15 protein-coding genes and 1 riboswitch are annotated in these 15,414 nt (G+C 64.8%); of the genes, 11 read left to right on the top strand and 4 right to left on the bottom strand.

Annotated features, from left to right (window positions below):
• Positions 1-142: 142 nt before the first annotated feature.
• The 3 genes from VF515_13700 to VF515_13690 are packed head-to-tail and all read right to left on the bottom strand — an operon-like array spanning position 143 to position 2,678.
• Positions 143-997, bottom strand: a complete 855-nt coding sequence (locus VF515_13700) for a metal ABC transporter permease (GenBank protein ID HEX7408690.1) — start codon at positions 995-997, stop codon at positions 143-145.
• The gene (locus VF515_13695; GenBank protein ID HEX7408689.1) at positions 994-1,776 is read right to left on the bottom strand and encodes an ABC transporter ATP-binding protein; all 783 of its coding nucleotides are present in this window, start codon (positions 1,774-1,776) and stop codon (positions 994-996) included. The genes VF515_13700 and VF515_13695 overlap by 4 nt, the downstream gene beginning before the upstream one ends.
• Positions 1,773-2,678, bottom strand: coding sequence for a metal ABC transporter substrate-binding protein (locus VF515_13690; GenBank protein HEX7408688.1), 906 nt, complete (start codon positions 2,676-2,678; stop codon positions 1,773-1,775). The genes VF515_13695 and VF515_13690 overlap by 4 nt, the downstream gene beginning before the upstream one ends.
• Positions 2,679-2,730: 52 nt before the next feature.
• On the opposite strand from VF515_13690, the gene VF515_13685 reads away from it, so the two are divergent.
• The 5 genes from VF515_13685 to VF515_13665 all read left to right on the top strand — a co-directional run bounded on the left by VF515_13685 (position 2,731) and on the right by VF515_13665 (position 8,388).
• Positions 2,731-3,741, top strand: a complete 1,011-nt coding sequence (locus VF515_13685; GenBank protein HEX7408687.1) for a BMP family protein — start codon at positions 2,731-2,733, stop codon at positions 3,739-3,741.
• A 74-nt stretch (positions 3,742-3,815) separates the two neighbouring features.
• On the top strand, positions 3,816-5,294 hold the full coding sequence (locus VF515_13680) for an ABC transporter ATP-binding protein (protein HEX7408686.1): 1,479 nt from the start codon (positions 3,816-3,818) through the stop codon (positions 5,292-5,294).
• Complete coding sequence (locus VF515_13675; protein ID HEX7408685.1) at positions 5,294-6,349, top strand: ABC transporter permease; 1,056 nt, start codon at positions 5,294-5,296, stop codon at positions 6,347-6,349. The genes VF515_13680 and VF515_13675 overlap by 1 nt, the downstream gene beginning before the upstream one ends.
• A gap of 65 nt (positions 6,350-6,414) precedes the next feature.
• Positions 6,415-7,743 carry an HD domain-containing protein gene (locus VF515_13670; GenBank protein HEX7408684.1) on the top strand — a complete coding sequence of 443 codons (1,329 nt, stop codon included), beginning with the start codon at positions 6,415-6,417 and terminating at the stop codon, positions 7,741-7,743.
• Positions 7,744-7,773: 30 nt separating this feature from the next.
• Positions 7,774-8,388: a histidine phosphatase family protein gene (locus VF515_13665; GenBank protein HEX7408683.1), complete on the top strand. Its 615-nt coding sequence runs from the start codon at positions 7,774-7,776 to the stop codon at positions 8,386-8,388.
• Positions 8,389-8,462: 74 nt separating this feature from the next.
• Here VF515_13665 and VF515_13660 read toward each other — a convergent pair whose 3' ends face one another.
• Positions 8,463-8,768, bottom strand: coding sequence for a DUF971 domain-containing protein (locus VF515_13660; GenBank protein ID HEX7408682.1), 306 nt, complete (start codon positions 8,766-8,768; stop codon positions 8,463-8,465).
• A gap of 101 nt (positions 8,769-8,869) precedes the next feature.
• A riboswitch (cobalamin riboswitch) is annotated at positions 8,870-9,062 on the top strand.
• Between the two features lie 432 nt (positions 9,063-9,494).
• On the opposite strand from VF515_13660, the gene VF515_13655 reads away from it, so the two are divergent.
• The 6 genes from VF515_13655 to VF515_13630 all read left to right on the top strand — a co-directional run bounded on the left by VF515_13655 (position 9,495) and on the right by VF515_13630 (position 15,212).
• On the top strand, positions 9,495-9,914 hold the full coding sequence (locus tag VF515_13655) for an energy transducer TonB (protein ID HEX7408681.1): 420 nt from the start codon (positions 9,495-9,497) through the stop codon (positions 9,912-9,914).
• Positions 9,915-9,929: 15 nt separating this feature from the next.
• Positions 9,930-11,963 (top strand): TonB-dependent receptor, encoded by a 2,034-nt coding sequence (locus tag VF515_13650; protein HEX7408680.1) that lies wholly within the window; start codon positions 9,930-9,932, stop codon positions 11,961-11,963.
• 20 nt (positions 11,964-11,983) lie between these two features.
• Positions 11,984-12,907 (top strand): cobalamin-binding protein, encoded by a 924-nt coding sequence (locus tag VF515_13645; GenBank protein HEX7408679.1) that lies wholly within the window; start codon positions 11,984-11,986, stop codon positions 12,905-12,907.
• A complete protein-coding gene (locus VF515_13640; GenBank protein ID HEX7408678.1) occupies positions 12,904-13,926 on the top strand; it encodes an iron ABC transporter permease in 1,023 nt (340 codons plus the stop codon). Before VF515_13645 ends, VF515_13640 begins: the two co-directional genes overlap by 4 nt.
• Positions 13,919-14,734 (top strand): heme ABC transporter ATP-binding protein, encoded by an 816-nt coding sequence (locus VF515_13635; protein HEX7408677.1) that lies wholly within the window; start codon positions 13,919-13,921, stop codon positions 14,732-14,734. Before VF515_13640 ends, VF515_13635 begins: the two co-directional genes overlap by 8 nt.
• A gap of 202 nt (positions 14,735-14,936) precedes the next feature.
• A complete protein-coding gene (locus VF515_13630) occupies positions 14,937-15,212 on the top strand; it encodes a hypothetical protein (GenBank protein ID HEX7408676.1) in 276 nt (91 codons plus the stop codon).
• Positions 15,213-15,414 lie beyond the last annotated feature (202 nt).

Here is a 15,414-nt window from a genome sequence, read left to right as displayed (position 1 = left end):
GTCGATACGCCGGATCAATTCCCGCAGGGGGACACGGTGTTGACCGTGCGTTTGCGAGACACCGACCGCAACGTCGGCGCGCCGGCGCAGATTGTGGTCCACATCGGTCCGTAGCTCGAATCCGTCAGACCGACAGCTCGCATCACCGTGCGGGCCGAACGTTTTCGGCCGCCACGGCCGGCTGGCGCACCGCCGTCCGCCGGTTGCGGGCTACCGCCAGCGCGAGAAAGAAGATCAGCGTCAGCGTGAGAACGATCGTCGCTCCTGCGGCGACGTTGAAGAAATACGATATGAACAGCCCGGCGATGGCTGCCGTCACGGCGCTGAGGACGGAAACGCACACCATTGCCCGGTATCCCTGCGCCACCTGGTAGCCGATCGCCGCTGGAATCACGAGCAGTGCCTCGACCAGAATGATGCCCACGACACGAATCGCCGCCACCACCGCCAACGCCAGGCAGGTGAGCAGCAGAAACCACAAGGCGCTGACCGGCAGGCCGCTGGCGCGTGCGACCTCTTCGTCAAAGGAGAGAAAAAGGAACTCCTTGAACAACAGTACGACCGCGGCAAGTACGAAGAGCGATATCCCCGCCAGCAGCCAGAGATCGGTGGACGACACCGACAGGATGTTGCCGAAGAGATAGCCGAAGAGGTCGACCTGATAGGTGCGTGACAAGCTGATGAGCGCCACACCCAACGCCATCGACGATGAAAAGAGAATGCCGATGCTGGTGTCCTCGTGCAGCCGCCCGGTACGGCTCAGCCAACCAATAGCCCAGGCGACGATGGTTGCGAACACCGCCGCTGCGATCAAGGGCTCAATGCCAAGCAGCACCCCGATGGCGATGCCGCCGAAGGCGGAGTGGGAGATGCCCACGCCGATGAACGACATCCGCTTCAAAACGACGAAGAAGCCCAAGACCCCGCAGAGCACGCCCACCAGGACCCCGGCAATCAGGGCGCGCTGCATGAATCCGTAACTGAGCAGCTCCGTCATCGTGATGCTCCGAGGCTTTCCTCCGCCTCGTGGGACAGGAAATCGAACTCGCAGCGGTAGGCCTCGCGCAGCTGATGGCTCTGCAACACCGTCTGCGGATTGCCGTGGATGTGGGTGGTGCCGTTGATGCAGATCAGCTTGTCAGCGTGGACCCCGAGTGCCAGGAGGTCGTGCGACACCGCGATCACGGTGAGTCCTAATTCGCGGCGCAGCCGCTGCAAGAGCGCGTACATCTCGTGCTGCGCCGGCAGGTCGAGTCCCGTCGTCGCCTCGTCGAGCAGGAGCAGCTTGGTTTCTGCGCACAGCGCCCGGGCCAAGAAGGCGCGCTGCTGCTCTCCGCCGGACAGCTCACCGATACGACGGTGCTCTTGCCCGGAAAGACCGACCAGGCGAATGGATTCATCCACCTTGCGCCAGTCTTCGCGGCGCGGAAAGCGGAACAAACCGAGACAACAGACGCGGCCCATCATGACGACATCGCGTACCGACACTGGAAATCGCGGATCGAACTCCAGCCGCTGCGGCACGTAGCCGATCTGATGCGCACCATGTCCCAGCTCCGCCGGCGAGCGGTGGAGGACCCGTACCGCACCGCGGCTCGGGGCGATCAGTCCGAGCAAAACGCGCAACAGCGTGGTCTTGCCGGCGCCGTTTGGCCCGATGATCCCGAGGAAGTTGCCGGTGGGAACGGAGAAGTTGATGTCCCACAACACCGGATGCCCGTCGATCTCAACGGCAAGGTCGCGGACATCCACCATGGGAAGAGCTGCTGTGGTCACAGGAGAGCCTTGGCAAACACCCGCAAGTTATAGCGCAGGAGTTCAAGGTAATGGCTGCGGTCGGACAGTCCGGGTCCGCCCAGCGGATCGACAAGCAGCACCTGCGCGCCGATCTCGTGCGCGATCTGCTCTGCCATCCGTGGATTGAACTGCGGTTCCATGAGTACGACCCGCACGTGCGCCGCACGGGCCTTGTCCACCACCCCGGCGACTTCCAGCGCCGACGCCTCCTTGCCGGGGAAGCCTTCTACCACTGCCACCTCGTGCAAGTCGTAGCGCTGGCCGAAGTATCGCCAGGCGGAGTGAAAAGCGACGTAGTTGCGATTGACCGCAGGGGCCAGGGTTGCCCTGATGTCGGCATCGAGCTGCGTCAGGGCAGTCTGAAAGCCGGCGGCCCCCCGTTGAAACTCGACCTGGTGGCTCGGATCTGCCTGACTCAATCCCCTGGCGATAGCTGGCACCAAGTGATCTCGCACCAGCACCGGGTCGAGCCAGACATGCGGGTCGCCACCGTGAGGCTCACCGCGTTCCGGTGTCGCCCCGAGTAGCGGCAGGCCCACGGTCAATGTGACCACGGTCAGCGGGCCACTGCGCGCCGCTTTGAGCTTGCCGGCCCAGGTATCCAGTCCGGCCCCGATTTCGACGAATACCGTAGCCTGAGCGACTGTGCGTACCTGATCCGGTGTGGGTTCGAACGTATGCGGGCTGGCGCCGGCCGGCAGCAGCGTCGCCACGTCCACCAACTCCCCGCCGATCTGACGCACCATGTCGGCCACTGGAAAAATCGTTGCGACCACGCGCACGGCCGCCGCCGCGGGCGCCGCCAACGTGCTGCCCCACAGCCAGAGGGCACAAATGACCCAACACCAGCGCATCCAACCTATGGTGTCCGAGTTCACCACCCCGGTCAAATCCTTGCGGCGGTGAAGAGCCGTCCGCTATAAACCAGGCAGTATGGATCTCCCGAGCCGGCTCTGCCTGGTGCTGATGCTGCTCTTTGCGTCGGCTGGCTGTCAACGCAACTCGGCGCCGGCGGCCGCGTCCGCCGGTACCCCCGCCGCGGCGCCGTCGTTCAAGGTGGCTTTGCTGAGCCCCGGTCCGGTCAGTGACGCTGGCTGGAACGCCTTGGCCTATGAGGGCCTGCTGGCAATTCGCGACCAACTCGGGGCCGAAGTCAGTCAAATTCAGACGAAAACCCCCGCCGAGTTCGAGGAGGGCTTCCGCGACTTCGCCCGCCGCGGCTACCAGCTCGTGTTCGGTCACGGGTTTGAGTTCCAGGATGCCGCCGCCGCAGTGGCGCCGGATTTCCCCCACACGGTGTTCATCACCACCTCCGGCAATACGGTGCGGCCGAACGTGGCTCCCCTGCGTTTCATGCTCGAAGAGGCTACCTATCTCGAAGGCATGCTGGCCGGGGCGATGTCGAAGAGCGGCAAGGCGGGCGTCGTCGGCGGCATCGAGATCCCTTCGGTGAAGAGCACCATCATCGCTTTTCAGGCCGGGGCCAAAGCCGTGCGGCCGGATTTCACCGTGGTCACCTCGTACGTCGGCAACTGGGAGGATGTCGGTGCGGCCAAGGAAGCGGCGCTGGCGCTGGTGCAGCAAGGCTGCGACTTTCTGTTTCACAATGCAGATGCCGCCGGCCTCGGCGTGTTTCAGGCGGCGCAGATGAAACATGTCTACGCCTTCGGCAGCAACAAGGACCAAAACGATGTCGCACCCGACGTCGTCATCGCCAGCGCCGTCGGCGACATTCCATATGCCTTTGTGGAAGTCGCCCGCGAGGTGAAGGAAGGTCATTTCACGGGGAAAGTCGAGCGCATGGGGATGAAAGATGGCGTCATCAAACTGATCCTGAACCCGCGCCTCGAGCCCGAGATTCCGGCAGCCGTCCGCGAGCGCATCGAGCAGGCGCGCCAAGCGATCATCGCCGGCACGCTGAAAGTGCCAACCGCTGAATTTTGACCCGCAACTCGCACACGCCGGTGCCGAATCCCGCTGAACCGGACGTCGCCGCGCCGCGGCTCGCTGTGCGCGGCGTGAGCAAACGCTTTGGGAATACTCAGGCGCTTGCCGACGTCAATCTCGATTTTCGTGCCGGCGAGATCCACGCCGTGCTCGGAGAAAACGGCGCCGGCAAGTCCACGCTCATGCACATCCTCGCCGGCTCCCTCCGTCCTGATGCCGGCAACCTGTTGTTTGATGGGCGGCCCGTTTCCTTTGCCTCGCCGCGTCAGGCCCGGAACGCCGGCATCGGTATGGTGCACCAGCACTTCACCTTGGTGGAGGCACTGACGGTGGCGGAAAACCTGGCCCTCAGCCTGCCGCGGCAGTCGCGCTGGCGGTACGACCGCGCCGCCGCGGCGACCGAGGCAGCGGCGCTGGCGCAACGTATCGGCCTCGACCTGAGCCCCCTGGAGGTACCCGTGTCCCAGCTTCCCGTTGGCGCGCGCCAACGGATCGAGATCCTGAAAGCGCTCGCTCATGCGCAGCGCGTGCTCATCCTCGACGAACCGACGGCGGTGCTCACCCCGCAGGAGGTTCGCACGCTGTTCGTCCTCCTGCGGCAATTACGCAGCCAGGGTCGACTGGTCGTTTTCATCACGCACAAGCTGCGTGAGGTTCGAGAGGTTGCCGATCGTGTCACCATCATGCGCCGCGGGCGCAACGTCGGAACCTATGCGACGGCGGATCTCAGCGAGCGCGAAATGGCAGAGCGGATGATCGGTGATGTGGCGCCGGTACGGCCACGCGTGGCGGCACACGCCGCTGGCGAGATCGTCCTCCAAGTGTCGCAGCTCGCTGTTGGTGGCGGGACCAGTGCGCCGGTGCTGGTCGATGTGAGTTTCACCGTGCGCGCCGGGGAAATCTTCGGCATCGCGGGCGTGGACGGCAACGGACAGCAGGAGCTGTTCGAAGTGCTCGTGGGGCTGCGGCGGCCTGCGAGCGGAACGGTGAGCGTGCGGGGCCGGCCGCGCACAACCTGCACGCCACGCGCGGCGTTGGCCGCCGGTATCGGGCACATTCCGCCCGACCGGCAACACCAAGGGCTGGTGTTGCCGATGACGGTGCAGGAGAATCTACTCCTCAGCCGTGTGCTGCTCGATCGCTGCGGCCGTTGGGGCATGGTGGACCTGGATGCGGCGCGGCGTGTTGCTGCCGAGGCGGCACGCCAATATGGCATTCGCGCCGGCCTGCAAGAGCCGGTGCGGTCACTCTCCGGCGGCAACCAGCAACGGGTGGTCGTGGCCCGGGCGTTGGCGGCGGACCCGGCCGTGCTCATCGCGGCCAACCCGAGTCGTGGCCTGGACGTAGCGGCCACGCGTGCGGTCGCCGACGCGCTGCTCGACAGTGCGCGGCGCGGCTGCGCCGTCGTCTTGATTTCCACCGACCTCGACGAGGTGCTCGATCTCAGTCACCGTGTCAGTGTCCTCTCGCGTGGCCACCTGAGCCCGGCGCTTGAACCGCCGATCGACACCGAGCGCTTGGGCCTGCTGATGGCCGGAGTGCCGCACTGATGCGCGCATTGGCCGACCGTTTCGGTCCGTCTCTGCTGGCGCTTGCTGGTGCGTTGGCCGCCAGCGCGCTCATCATCGCGCTGTCCGGCGGCGATCCTGCCGTCGCCTTCGGTGCGCTGGTCGAGGGCGCCTTTGGCAGCGTCGACAGTCTTTCCGAGGTGGCCGTCAAGAGCTGTCCCTTGCTGCTGGCCGGGTTGGCGATTGCCGTCTCCTTCCAGGCGGGCGTGTGGAATATCGGTGTGGAAGGACAACTCTTGATGGGTGCGCTCACGATGGCGGCATTGGGCACGCACAACCTGCCGCTGCCGGCGGGGCTCACGCTTGCCGTCTATCTCGTGGCGGCGGCGGCGGCGGGCGCGGGCTGGGCAGGCATCGCCGGCCAGCTCAAGTTGCGCCGCAACGTCAACGAAGTCATCAGCACGATCATGTTGAACTTCATGGCGCTTGGACTGATCAGCTACCTCGTGCAGGGGCCGCTGATGGAAGCGGCCGGCCGCTACCCGCAAACCGATGCCGTCACCGCCGCCCTGTGGATGCCTCGCCTGGTGCTGGGGCACCGCGCGCATCTCGGCCTGCTGCTCGCGCTCGTGATCGCTGCCGGCACGCACGTGCTGCTGTACCGCAGCATCTTGGGCTACGAGATGCGCGCCTCCGGATTGAACATCGCAGCGGCGCGACTCGCCGGCATCGACGTCGACCGCCGCCTGCTCCTGGCGATGACGCTCAGCGGGGCGCTGGCGGGATTGGCCGGGGGTATCGAAGTCAGTGCGGTGACCCACCGGCTGTACGAGCGCTTTTCTCCCGGCTGGGGCTTCACCGCCATCGCCGTCGGCCTGCTCGGCCGGCTGTCTCCGGCCGGTGTGGTGGTCGCGGCGTTTTTCTTCGGCGCGCTCGACGCCGGCTCCAACGCCATGCAACGCGCCGCCGGCGTGTCGTCCGTGCTGGTGTCGGTCATTCAGGCCATCGTCATTCTGTCGCTGGTCGCGCTCGAACGCGGCCGCTGGCTGCCGGGCGGGCGGAGGGCCGCGGCGCCAGAGACCCCAGCGCCGCGTTGAGCTGTGAATGAAAGCTGTCCAGATCACGTTCGACGAGCGCTGGTGAGAACGGTATCGTATAGGCGATGCTGATCCGCGATCCCATCCACGGCGACATCTCGCTCAGCCCGCTCGAGCAACAGGTGCTCGATACGCCGGAGATGCAGCGGCTGCGCGGTATCAAGCAGCTGGGCACCGCCAGCCTGGTGTACCCCGGCTGTGTGCACACCCGCTTCGATCATTCGCTCGGCGTCAATGCGCTGAGCAAGCGCATCATCAACGCCGTGCGGGCGTCGGGCACCCAGGTCGAGGCGGATATGGAGCAGCTCATCGGTGCGGCGGCGCTGCTCCATGACGTGACGCACGTGCCCTTCGGGCACACGTTGGAGGACGAACGGCGACTGTTCCCGCGTCACGACAAGGGGGTGCGCTTCATCGCCCTTTTCAATGGTGCCTTGGGCGAACGGCTGGCGGCGCTAGGCGTCAAGCACGCCCTCGCGGCGATGCTGGGCGTGGAAAGCGCGCCGGCCATCACCGTGCCCGCATGGTCCCGGCAGATCATCTCCAGCACCATTGACGCGGACTTGCTCGATTACCTCCACCGCGATGCCTACTTCGCCGGCCTGGCGCCACACTACGACCAGCGCATTTTCCGTTACTTCATCGTCGATGGTGACCAACTGGTGATCAACATGACCAAGCACGGGATGGAGCGGCCCGATGCGCGGTCGGAAACGGTACAACTGCTGCGCTTGCGCTACTTCCTGACCGAACGCGTCTACTACCATCACACCAAGGTGGCGGCGGGGGCGATGATCTCCAAGGCCGTGGAACTCGCCCACGAACACGGGGCGTTGAAGGAAGAGGAACTGTTGCAGCTCAACGACTGGAGCTTGTTGCAGCGGTTGAAAGAAATCCCCAGCGCTCAGCGTCCGGACCCGCGGATCGTGGGCCTGGTTGAGCGGTTGGAAAGACGTGTCCTGCTCAAACGCGGATACGTGGTGTCGGCGCTGAGCGTGGCGGAGAAAGAACGCCGCCGCCTGGTCGAACGCTTCCACGAGTCCGCCAGCAACCGCCGTGACGCCGAGGAAACCCTGGCGCGCGAGCTCGGCTGTGACGCGGCGGAGGTCATCGTCTATTGCCCGGCACTGACGGTCATGAAAGAGGCCGCCGCGCTGGTGCGGACGCCCGGAGGTTTGACGGCGCTCAACCAGTGCGATGACCAGCCGAACTCAGAAATCAAGGCGCTCGAGGCACGCTACGCTGCGCTCTGGCGGTTCTACGTGTTCGTCCCCGATGCCTTGGTGACGCGAACCGCAGGTGCGGCCCGTACCTTCTTCGGCTATCCGAGCGAGCACCAGACGGGAGTTGGATCACTTTCTTCTCCCTCGCCCTCTGGGAGAGGGTCGGGGTGAGGGCGGGCTGCATCAATGAACCAGTCGTCGATGCGCCTTACGCTCGTTCGTCACGGCGAAACTGCAGGACAGTCGAGCATCCGCTATTACGGACGGACCAACGTGCCGCTCAGCGACCTGGGGCGGATACAGATGGAACGGGTGCGGGCCACGTTGGTAACCCAGCGCTTCGCCGCGGTGTACACCAGCACGCTCTCGCGCGCCGCCGAGGCGGCACGGATCATCAGTAGCGCGCGAGCCGCCAGCGATCGCGCCCCGATGCTGATGCAGCTCGCCGGCTTCGATGAGATCGATTTCGGCGAGTGGGAAGGGCTCACAGCAGACGAGATCCGGGCACGGCACCCGCGACTCTATGCCGAATGGGAAGGGCTCGGGGCGGACTTCACCTATCCCGGCGGAGAGTCGAACCGCGACTTTCGCGCCCGCGTGGCGCGGGCGCTGCATGAGGTGCTGGCGCGGGCACCACGGGGCGAATTGCTCTTCGTCCTGCACAAGGGCGTGATCCGCTGCATCGTGGCCGAGCTCTTGGCGCTCGACGAGGCGCACCGCCGCGACCTGACCGCAGAGCTGGGCTCCATCCACGTCATCGCGCGACAGAGCGACCAGTGGCGGGCGGAAGCACTGGATCAGATGGCGCATTTGTGAGCCTGGCATATGGCGTCTGGTCCCTGGCGATAAGCAATACGCCATATGCCATATGGGCGAGGCGGCGCCGCGCGCTACGTCGTCGGGTGGCAGTCCGCGCACGGGCACAGTGGGCGCAGATAGGCGTACGAGTAGATACCGGTGTCGTGACCGTCACCCCAGGTGAGGCCCAGCGCGTACTTGCCGACCACGGCAATGTTGGTCAGTTCCGTGTTCTGCGCGCGCACGTAGCGGCGTTCACCGCCATGCCCCTGACATACAGCACATGGACACCACCCGCGCAGATACGGCAGCGGATACAAACTCACGTGGCCATCGTTCCAGGTGATCTTGAGCTGGTTCTCTTCCGCCATGCGTCGGACTTCGAGCGGATGGTTCATGCAAAAACCTATAGCCGCATTACGGATGAGGTGCACGTGCACTCGACCGGTGCGGCCACCGCCCGCGTTCGGGTCAGTTGACTTCGAATCGAAAGCGCAGTACACGCGGCGCACGATCAGGTCCCTGAAGTTTAGGGCCAAGAGGGAAGGGGGTGTGAAACCCCCGCTGCCCCGCAACTGTGTGGGGGGACGAGTGCCGCAATACTGGCCACTGTCCGAAATGGTTCGGACGGGAAGGCGCGGCGCGAGGATGATCCCCAAGCCAGGAGACCTGCCTGATCGCATGAGCGGACTGATGCTCCGGAGGGGGGCGGCGGGCCGGGACCACTAACGACGCGATCCCGTCAGCGCCTCGATCTCCGGAGGGAGTCGAGGCTCTTGGTTATGCGGCGACGGGACGCGAACGATTCTCTTGGCACACGGAGCACACGCTGGTCCGCCAGCGTGGCGCTGTCGCTCACCTTGCACGCGGCGCTGGTCGCAGCCACCGCTGCGGTCCCCTTGGTCAGGGCGAGTGCGCCGCCGCTGATTCGCATTTCGCTCCTGTCCGGCAAAGGCCGGCAAGAGCCCGCTGGCGTTTCGTCTGGCGACGCCCCTGCTGCCCTGCCACCTCCTGAACCGGCACGCCGGGACGTCGCTCCCCGCCAGATCCGTTCTCCTCGAGTTCGTGCACAAGGCCCAAAGAGGCCATCGCACGCCATCGCGAAAAAGCAGCGGTCGGAACCAGTGGCAGTAGACGCGGCCGCGCAGGCGCAACTAGTCACTGCTTCCGCCGAATCAGGAAATCTCGACGGTGCGGGCGGAGATGAAATAGCGCACCTGTCCGGCACAGGTTCGGGCCACGCGCCCGGCTCGGGAATAGGTGACGGTCTCGACCGACGCGCCTTCTGTGTCTACTGTCCGGAGCCCTACTATCCGCTCATTGCCCGCGCGCGCGGCTGGCAGGGCACGGTAGAAGTTGCACTGTCCGTACTCGCCGACGGTTCGGTAAACGGCGCGCGCTTGGGGCGGTCCTCCGGCTACCCGGCTCTCGACGAAGCAGCGATCGCGGTTGCCCGTCAGAGCCGCTTCCGCCTGCCGCCTGACGGTCTTTCGAAACCGCTGCGCGGGCGCATCGAGTATCGCTTTATATTGAGTTCACGTTGAGGAGGAGGAGAGGTGATGAGAACACTCGCGTCTGTCACGGTAGTGGTGGCCCTTTGGGGGCAAGTGGGAATGGCGGTAGCGGACGAGCAGGCCGAGAGGCCGCTCGGGACGGTGGTGGTGACCGCCACGCGAACGGAAGCGCCGCTGGAGTCGGTCACCAACTCGATCTCGGTGGTTTCGGAACAGGACATCGCGGATCGCCAAGCAATCACGGTCACGGATGCGCTGCGCAACGTGCCTGGCGTCGACGTTGCACAGCCGGGGTCGCCGGGAACCGCGACGAGCGTGTTCATCCGCGGCGCCAATAGCGGCCAGTCGCTCATCCTGGTCGACGGTGTCGAAGTGAATAGCCCCACATTGGGCGGCTTCAACTTCGGCAACATCATGACCGACGACGTCGGCCGCATCGAGGTGCTGCGAGGTGCCGGTGGTGCCCTGTACGGTTCGCAAGCGATCGGGGGCGTGGTGAACGTGATCAGCAAGAAGGGTGAAGGCGCGCCGCATTTTTCCGTGGCCAGCGCTGGCGGAAACGTTGGGACGTCCTCGCAGCTCGCCACGGCGGCAGGCGAGTCGGGCATGGTGGCCTACTCTGCCTCGCTCGGGTATGTGACCAGCGGCGGTTTTCGCCGCGTCAACGATGACTTCTCGAATCTCACCAGCGCCCTCCGCCTCGATGTGACGCCGATCGAGCACGGTACCTTGCGCGGCTTCTGGCGGTCTGCCGACTCCAGCCTGGGACTGGCCAACAACGACATCGGCGCCGGCCTCGGAAAGTTCCTTGATCCGGACGCGCGCGAGCACGACGAGTTCTACCTCACCAAGATCGAGTGGGAACACGAAGCATTCAAGAATCTGACCTATCGCGTCTCGGGAGCCTACACGCGAACGCTGAACCTGACCACCGATCAGGCTGATTCACAGGAACGAGCCTCACCGAATTTCCCAGGGGATCACTACTTTCCCGGTCTCACCCGCGTGCCGAGTGATATCGCTACGGGAGAGACACAGGTCAACTACGCCGAAGGAACCGTTGGCATCAGTACCGTCGGCTTCGAGTTCAAAGAGCAGAGTGGCAGAGTCACGCAAGACAACCTGGATGGCAGCAGCATCCGCTTTGCGCATAGTCGTTCCAACTACGCCGGTTACGCGCAGCAGCAGGTCTCGTTGCTAGAGGACAAGCTGGTTGCGGTCGCGGGGTTTCGCGTAGACGGCAATCAAGACTTTGGCCGCGAAGTGAGCAGTTCGTGGTCCGTCGGTTACCTCCAGGACTGGACTGGCGATGGGCGCTGGTCCACGCGCATCAAGGGTGGCTACGCCGAAGGCTTCAAGGCGCCCACCTTCAACGACCTGTTCTACCCGAACTTCGGCAACCCGGATCTGCAGCCGGAGGTCTCCAGCGAATACGACGGCGGCCTGGAACAACGTCTGGGAAGCCGCTGGTTTTCGGTCGAGGGCACCTACTTCACGCGCCGCACCAGAGATCTCATTCAGTTCGCGCCACCGGATCCGGTGCTGTGCCCCAATTCGGCAGCAACGCCCGATACCTTTTACAACCCTTGCAACGTCGGCCGGGCCGACGTCAGTGGAGTCGAGACCGCGCTGAACATTGGGCCTTTCTTCGGGGCGTCGCTGCGCGGGACGTACACCTATCTCGATTTCAAAATGACACAAAAGCAGGGCTTTTCGCCGTTGTCACCGGCCTTGAATACACTCGAGCGCCGGCCGCACAACCGCATGGCCACAACGTTGGATTATCAGCGTGACCACGTGCTGCGCACGGGCGACCACCTGGGCGCTGATCTGAACGTCACCTTCGTCGGCGAGCGGCACGATCTGGATCCGTTCACCTTTCAAGACGTCAACGACCAGGCGGCGTATACGCGGGCGGACCTCGCGTTGCGCTACGATATGCCGATGCCGGTACATGCGGCCTATCGCATCGGCTGGTTCGCGCGGTTGCAGAACCTGTTCGACCGCAATTACGAGGAAGTGCGCGGTTTCAAGTCCCCGCCGATCAACGTCCTCGCCGGCGCGCAGGTGACGTTCTGAGGACTGATGCGTGACGCCTGATGCGTGAGAGAAAAAGTGATTCCATGATCCGCCGCTTCTGCGTGTGTGGGCGTCACGCGTCAGGCATCACGCATCACGCATTCCGTTTCACGTTCTACGCGCTGCAACTCCTTGCCGCCGCATCTCTGCAGCCGATTCGCGTCCACGCCGTCGAGCCGCAGCGCATCATTTCCTTAGCGCCGTCGGTGACGGAAACCCTCTTTGCGCTCGGTGCCGGCGATGCGGTCGTGGGCGTCTCGACGTACTGTGATTACCCGCCGGAGGTGGCAAAGATCCAACGCGTCGGGAGCTTCCTGACACCGAACGTGGAAGAGATCGTCGCGCTGCGGCCCGATCTGATCATCGGCGTGCCCAGCCCGGGCAACCAGGATCCGGTGAAGACGTTACAGAGCCTCGGACTGAAAGTCGTCATTGTCGAGGGGGACACCGTGCGCCAGATGCGCGAGAGCATCGACACCATCGCCCAGGCCATCGGCCGTCCCGCCGCCGGCCGTCACCTGATCGAGCAGATCGACGCTCGCATGGATGCCATTCAAGAGCGCTTGCGTGACGCGCCGCAGCGACGGGTGCTGATGGCGGTCGGGCAGAAGCCGCTGGTGGCGGTCGGCAGCGGCATGTTTCAGGATGAACTGATTCGGATGGCCCATGGGATCAACGTGGCCGGCGGTACCGGGCTGGCGTGGCCGCATCTGAATATCGAGGTGGTGATCGCGTGGGCCCCGGAAGTCATTATCGATGCGACGATGGGGACGGAAGAGAACGCTCATGCGCTCGACTTCTGGAGACAGTTCCCGTCACTGCCTGCCGTCCGCGAGCAGCGCTTGTATGGCTACCGTTCCTATCAGCTTCTGCGGCCCGGCCCGCGCATGCCTGACGCGCTCGACACGATCGCCCGCACCATCCATCCGGAACGGTTTCAATGAAGGCCGCACCTTACCTGACCCGCCGCCGCTTCCTTGTGGTCAACGCCCTGCTCGGGGCCGGGTTGGCGGTTACAGTCTGCGCCGCGGCGCTCATCGGCCCGGTGCACATCGATGTGGGACGGGCATTGCAATGGTCTGACACGTCGAATCCGGATTTCGTCATTCTCTTCGACACGCGCTTGCCCCGGGTGCTGCTGGGCGCTGTCGTCGGTGGCGCGCTGGCGGTGGCCGGCGCGGCGCTGCAGGGACTGCTGCGCAATCCATTGGCCGAGCCGCACATCCTTGGCATCTCGGGTGGCGCGGCCCTGGGCGGAATCGTGGCCATCATACTTGCCGGACAGCAGCCGCTGGCGGCGTTGTCCGCCGGGCCGCTCGGATCGTTCCTCGGCGCGTTGATCGCAACCCTCCTCATTTACCGCCTGGCACTCGTCCGCGGCCGCCTGCAGCCGTACACGCTGTTGCTGACCGGCGTGGTCGTCAGCGCCTTCACCGGAGCCCTGATCATGTTCGTCAACTCGCTCGCGGACTTCTATCAAGCGCACGGCATTCTGTTCTGGTTGATGGGCAGCCTGGCGACGCAGAATTACCGGCTGGTCGGGGTGATCGCGCTGTATGCGGTGGCGGCGGCCGTATGGTTGACGCTGCAGGCCCGCCACATGAACGTGCTGGCCCTGGGTGAAGAAGCGGCGCTGCAGCTGGGTGTCGATGTGGAACGCACGCGTCGCGTCGTGTTCCTGGCGTCGTCACTCCTGGTAGGCGCGGTCGTGTCGGTGAGCGGCATGATCGGCTTCGTCGGTCTGATCGTACCGCATCTCCTGCGCCTGGCCTTGGGTGCCGATCATCGGCTGCTCCTGCCGGCGAGCTTCATCGCCGGCGGCATCTTTCTGGTATGGGCCGATACGCTGGCGCGCACGGTTCTCGGATCGACCGAGATTCCCGTGGGCGTGGTCACCGCGTTGTGTGGCGCCCCCTTCTTCATCTATCTCCTCAAGCGCACAGGCAGGAAGGCCCTTGACTGAACCACCCGGCCCGATCGTGGCGCTGCGCCAGGTGACTTTCCGTTACCGGCTGGCAGCGGCGCTCGACGATGTATCCTTCGATCTCAAACAGGGAGAGATCCTGGGCATTCTCGGGCCCAACGGTTCGGGAAAATCGACGACGCTGCGGATCATGAGCGGCATCCTTCAGCCGCAGGCTGGATCGGTGCAGTGGCATGGCCAGCCGCTGGCGCACGTGCGCCGGTCAGAGCTGGCGCGCCGGATGGCCGTCGTCCCACAAGACACGACGATCGAGTTCCCCTTCTCGGTGATGGAAGTGGTGCTCATGGGACGAGCCCCGCACCTCGGCGGCTTCGCCTTCGAAGGCGACCGTGACGTCGAAGTGGCGGAAGCGGCGATGCGGCGCACCGGCACGCTGGAACTGGCGCACCGCTCCATTCACGAGTTGAGCGGCGGCGAGCGCCAGCGCGTCATCCTGGCACGGGCGTTGGCGCAACAGCCAGAGGTGCTCTTGCTCGACGAACCGGCCGCCTTCCTCGACATCCGCCACGCGGTCGAGATCTACGACCTCCTGCGTGACCTGCAGTCAGAGGGCATGACCTTGGCGACGGTGTTGCACGACTTGAACCTGGCGGCCCTGTACTGCGACCGGGTGGCACTGCTGAAGGCGGGGCGCCTGGTGCGGTTGGGACCGCCGTCGGAAGTCATCACCTACGCTACGGTGAGGGACGTGTACGAGACCGAGGTCTACGTCGACACCAACGACATCACCGGTGCGGTGAACGTCCTGCCGCTCAGCCGCGTCTACCGCGAGCGCTTGCGGCGGTAAGAACTCGCACCTGAAATTCCGGCGAAGTGCTGAAAAGCATGTCGAAGCATGGGATGGGAGGCTTCTGCATTGCGAGATCTGCTCTCTGTCGGTATGTCCCAGCAGTTGAATCTTCTTTTGGTCGTTTTCGCAGAGCGTGCCGGCGGAGAGATAGTGCGGATCATCAGTGCGTGCCGTGCGACGCGGCGTGAACGGAGAGCCTATGAAGAAGGGGAATAAGTTCGAAGGACCCAGCCGAGAGTCTCTACGCGAGATTCCAGAGGTGGATTTTTCCAGGCTGCGCCGCGGCCGTAGAGGAAAGTACGCGCACCTGGTGACTGGCGAGAGCGTGCATGCCGTCGTGATCGACCCGGCAGTTTGGCCGCACTTCGGGAGCGCAAAGGCAGTCAACGCGGCCCTCAAGCTGCTGGTCCAACTGGCCACGAAGGCAGCACCAACACGGACGCAGTCGAAGAGCAGGACTCGGCGGGCCGCGTAGATTCCCGCCTAGTGGTTCGTCGGCGTTGACAGCGGAGCCATGGGCCGACTCTTGCCCTTCGTTCCGACTCAGCCTCTCTTCACCAATTGGCGAAGCGTCTCGTACACGTCGGCGCGGCTGCGGTCAGTTGACGTTACTCTTCGACAAGTTCAAGTTTGACGCCTTAAAGGATCCACCGGGGGTCACGATGTAGGTGACATCA

It is taken from the genome of Candidatus Binatia bacterium, from assembly GCA_036382395.1.
GTDB lineage: Bacteria > Desulfobacterota > Binatia > HRBIN30 > HRBIN30 > JAGDMS01.
Note: the sequence above shows the minus strand (reverse complement) of the source record. Positions and strands in the feature narration are given on the sequence as shown.

Bases quoted from the DNA above. Each gene is read 5' to 3' on its own strand.
- VF515_13645 (HEX7408679.1), top strand. From the start codon at position 11,984: ATGCGTGAGAGAAAAAGTGATTCCATGATCCGCCGCTTCTGCGTGTGT.
- VF515_13700 (HEX7408690.1), bottom strand. From the start codon at position 997: ATGACGGAGCTGCTCAGTTACGGATTCATGCAGCGCGCCCTGATTGCC.
- VF515_13660 (HEX7408682.1), bottom strand. From the start codon at position 8,768: ATGAACCATCCGCTCGAAGTCCGACGCATGGCGGAAGAGAACCAGCTC.
- VF515_13650 (HEX7408680.1), top strand. From the start codon at position 9,930: ATGAGAACACTCGCGTCTGTCACGGTAGTGGTGGCCCTTTGGGGGCAA.
- VF515_13685 (HEX7408687.1), top strand. From the start codon at position 2,731: ATGGATCTCCCGAGCCGGCTCTGCCTGGTGCTGATGCTGCTCTTTGCG.
- VF515_13665 (HEX7408683.1), top strand. From the start codon at position 7,774: ATGCGCCTTACGCTCGTTCGTCACGGCGAAACTGCAGGACAGTCGAGC.
- VF515_13640 (HEX7408678.1), top strand. From the start codon at position 12,904: ATGAAGGCCGCACCTTACCTGACCCGCCGCCGCTTCCTTGTGGTCAAC.
- VF515_13630 (HEX7408676.1), top strand. From the start codon at position 14,937: ATGAAGAAGGGGAATAAGTTCGAAGGACCCAGCCGAGAGTCTCTACGC.
- VF515_13670 (HEX7408684.1), top strand. From the start codon at position 6,415: ATGCTGATCCGCGATCCCATCCACGGCGACATCTCGCTCAGCCCGCTC.
- VF515_13675 (HEX7408685.1), top strand. From the start codon at position 5,294: ATGCGCGCATTGGCCGACCGTTTCGGTCCGTCTCTGCTGGCGCTTGCT.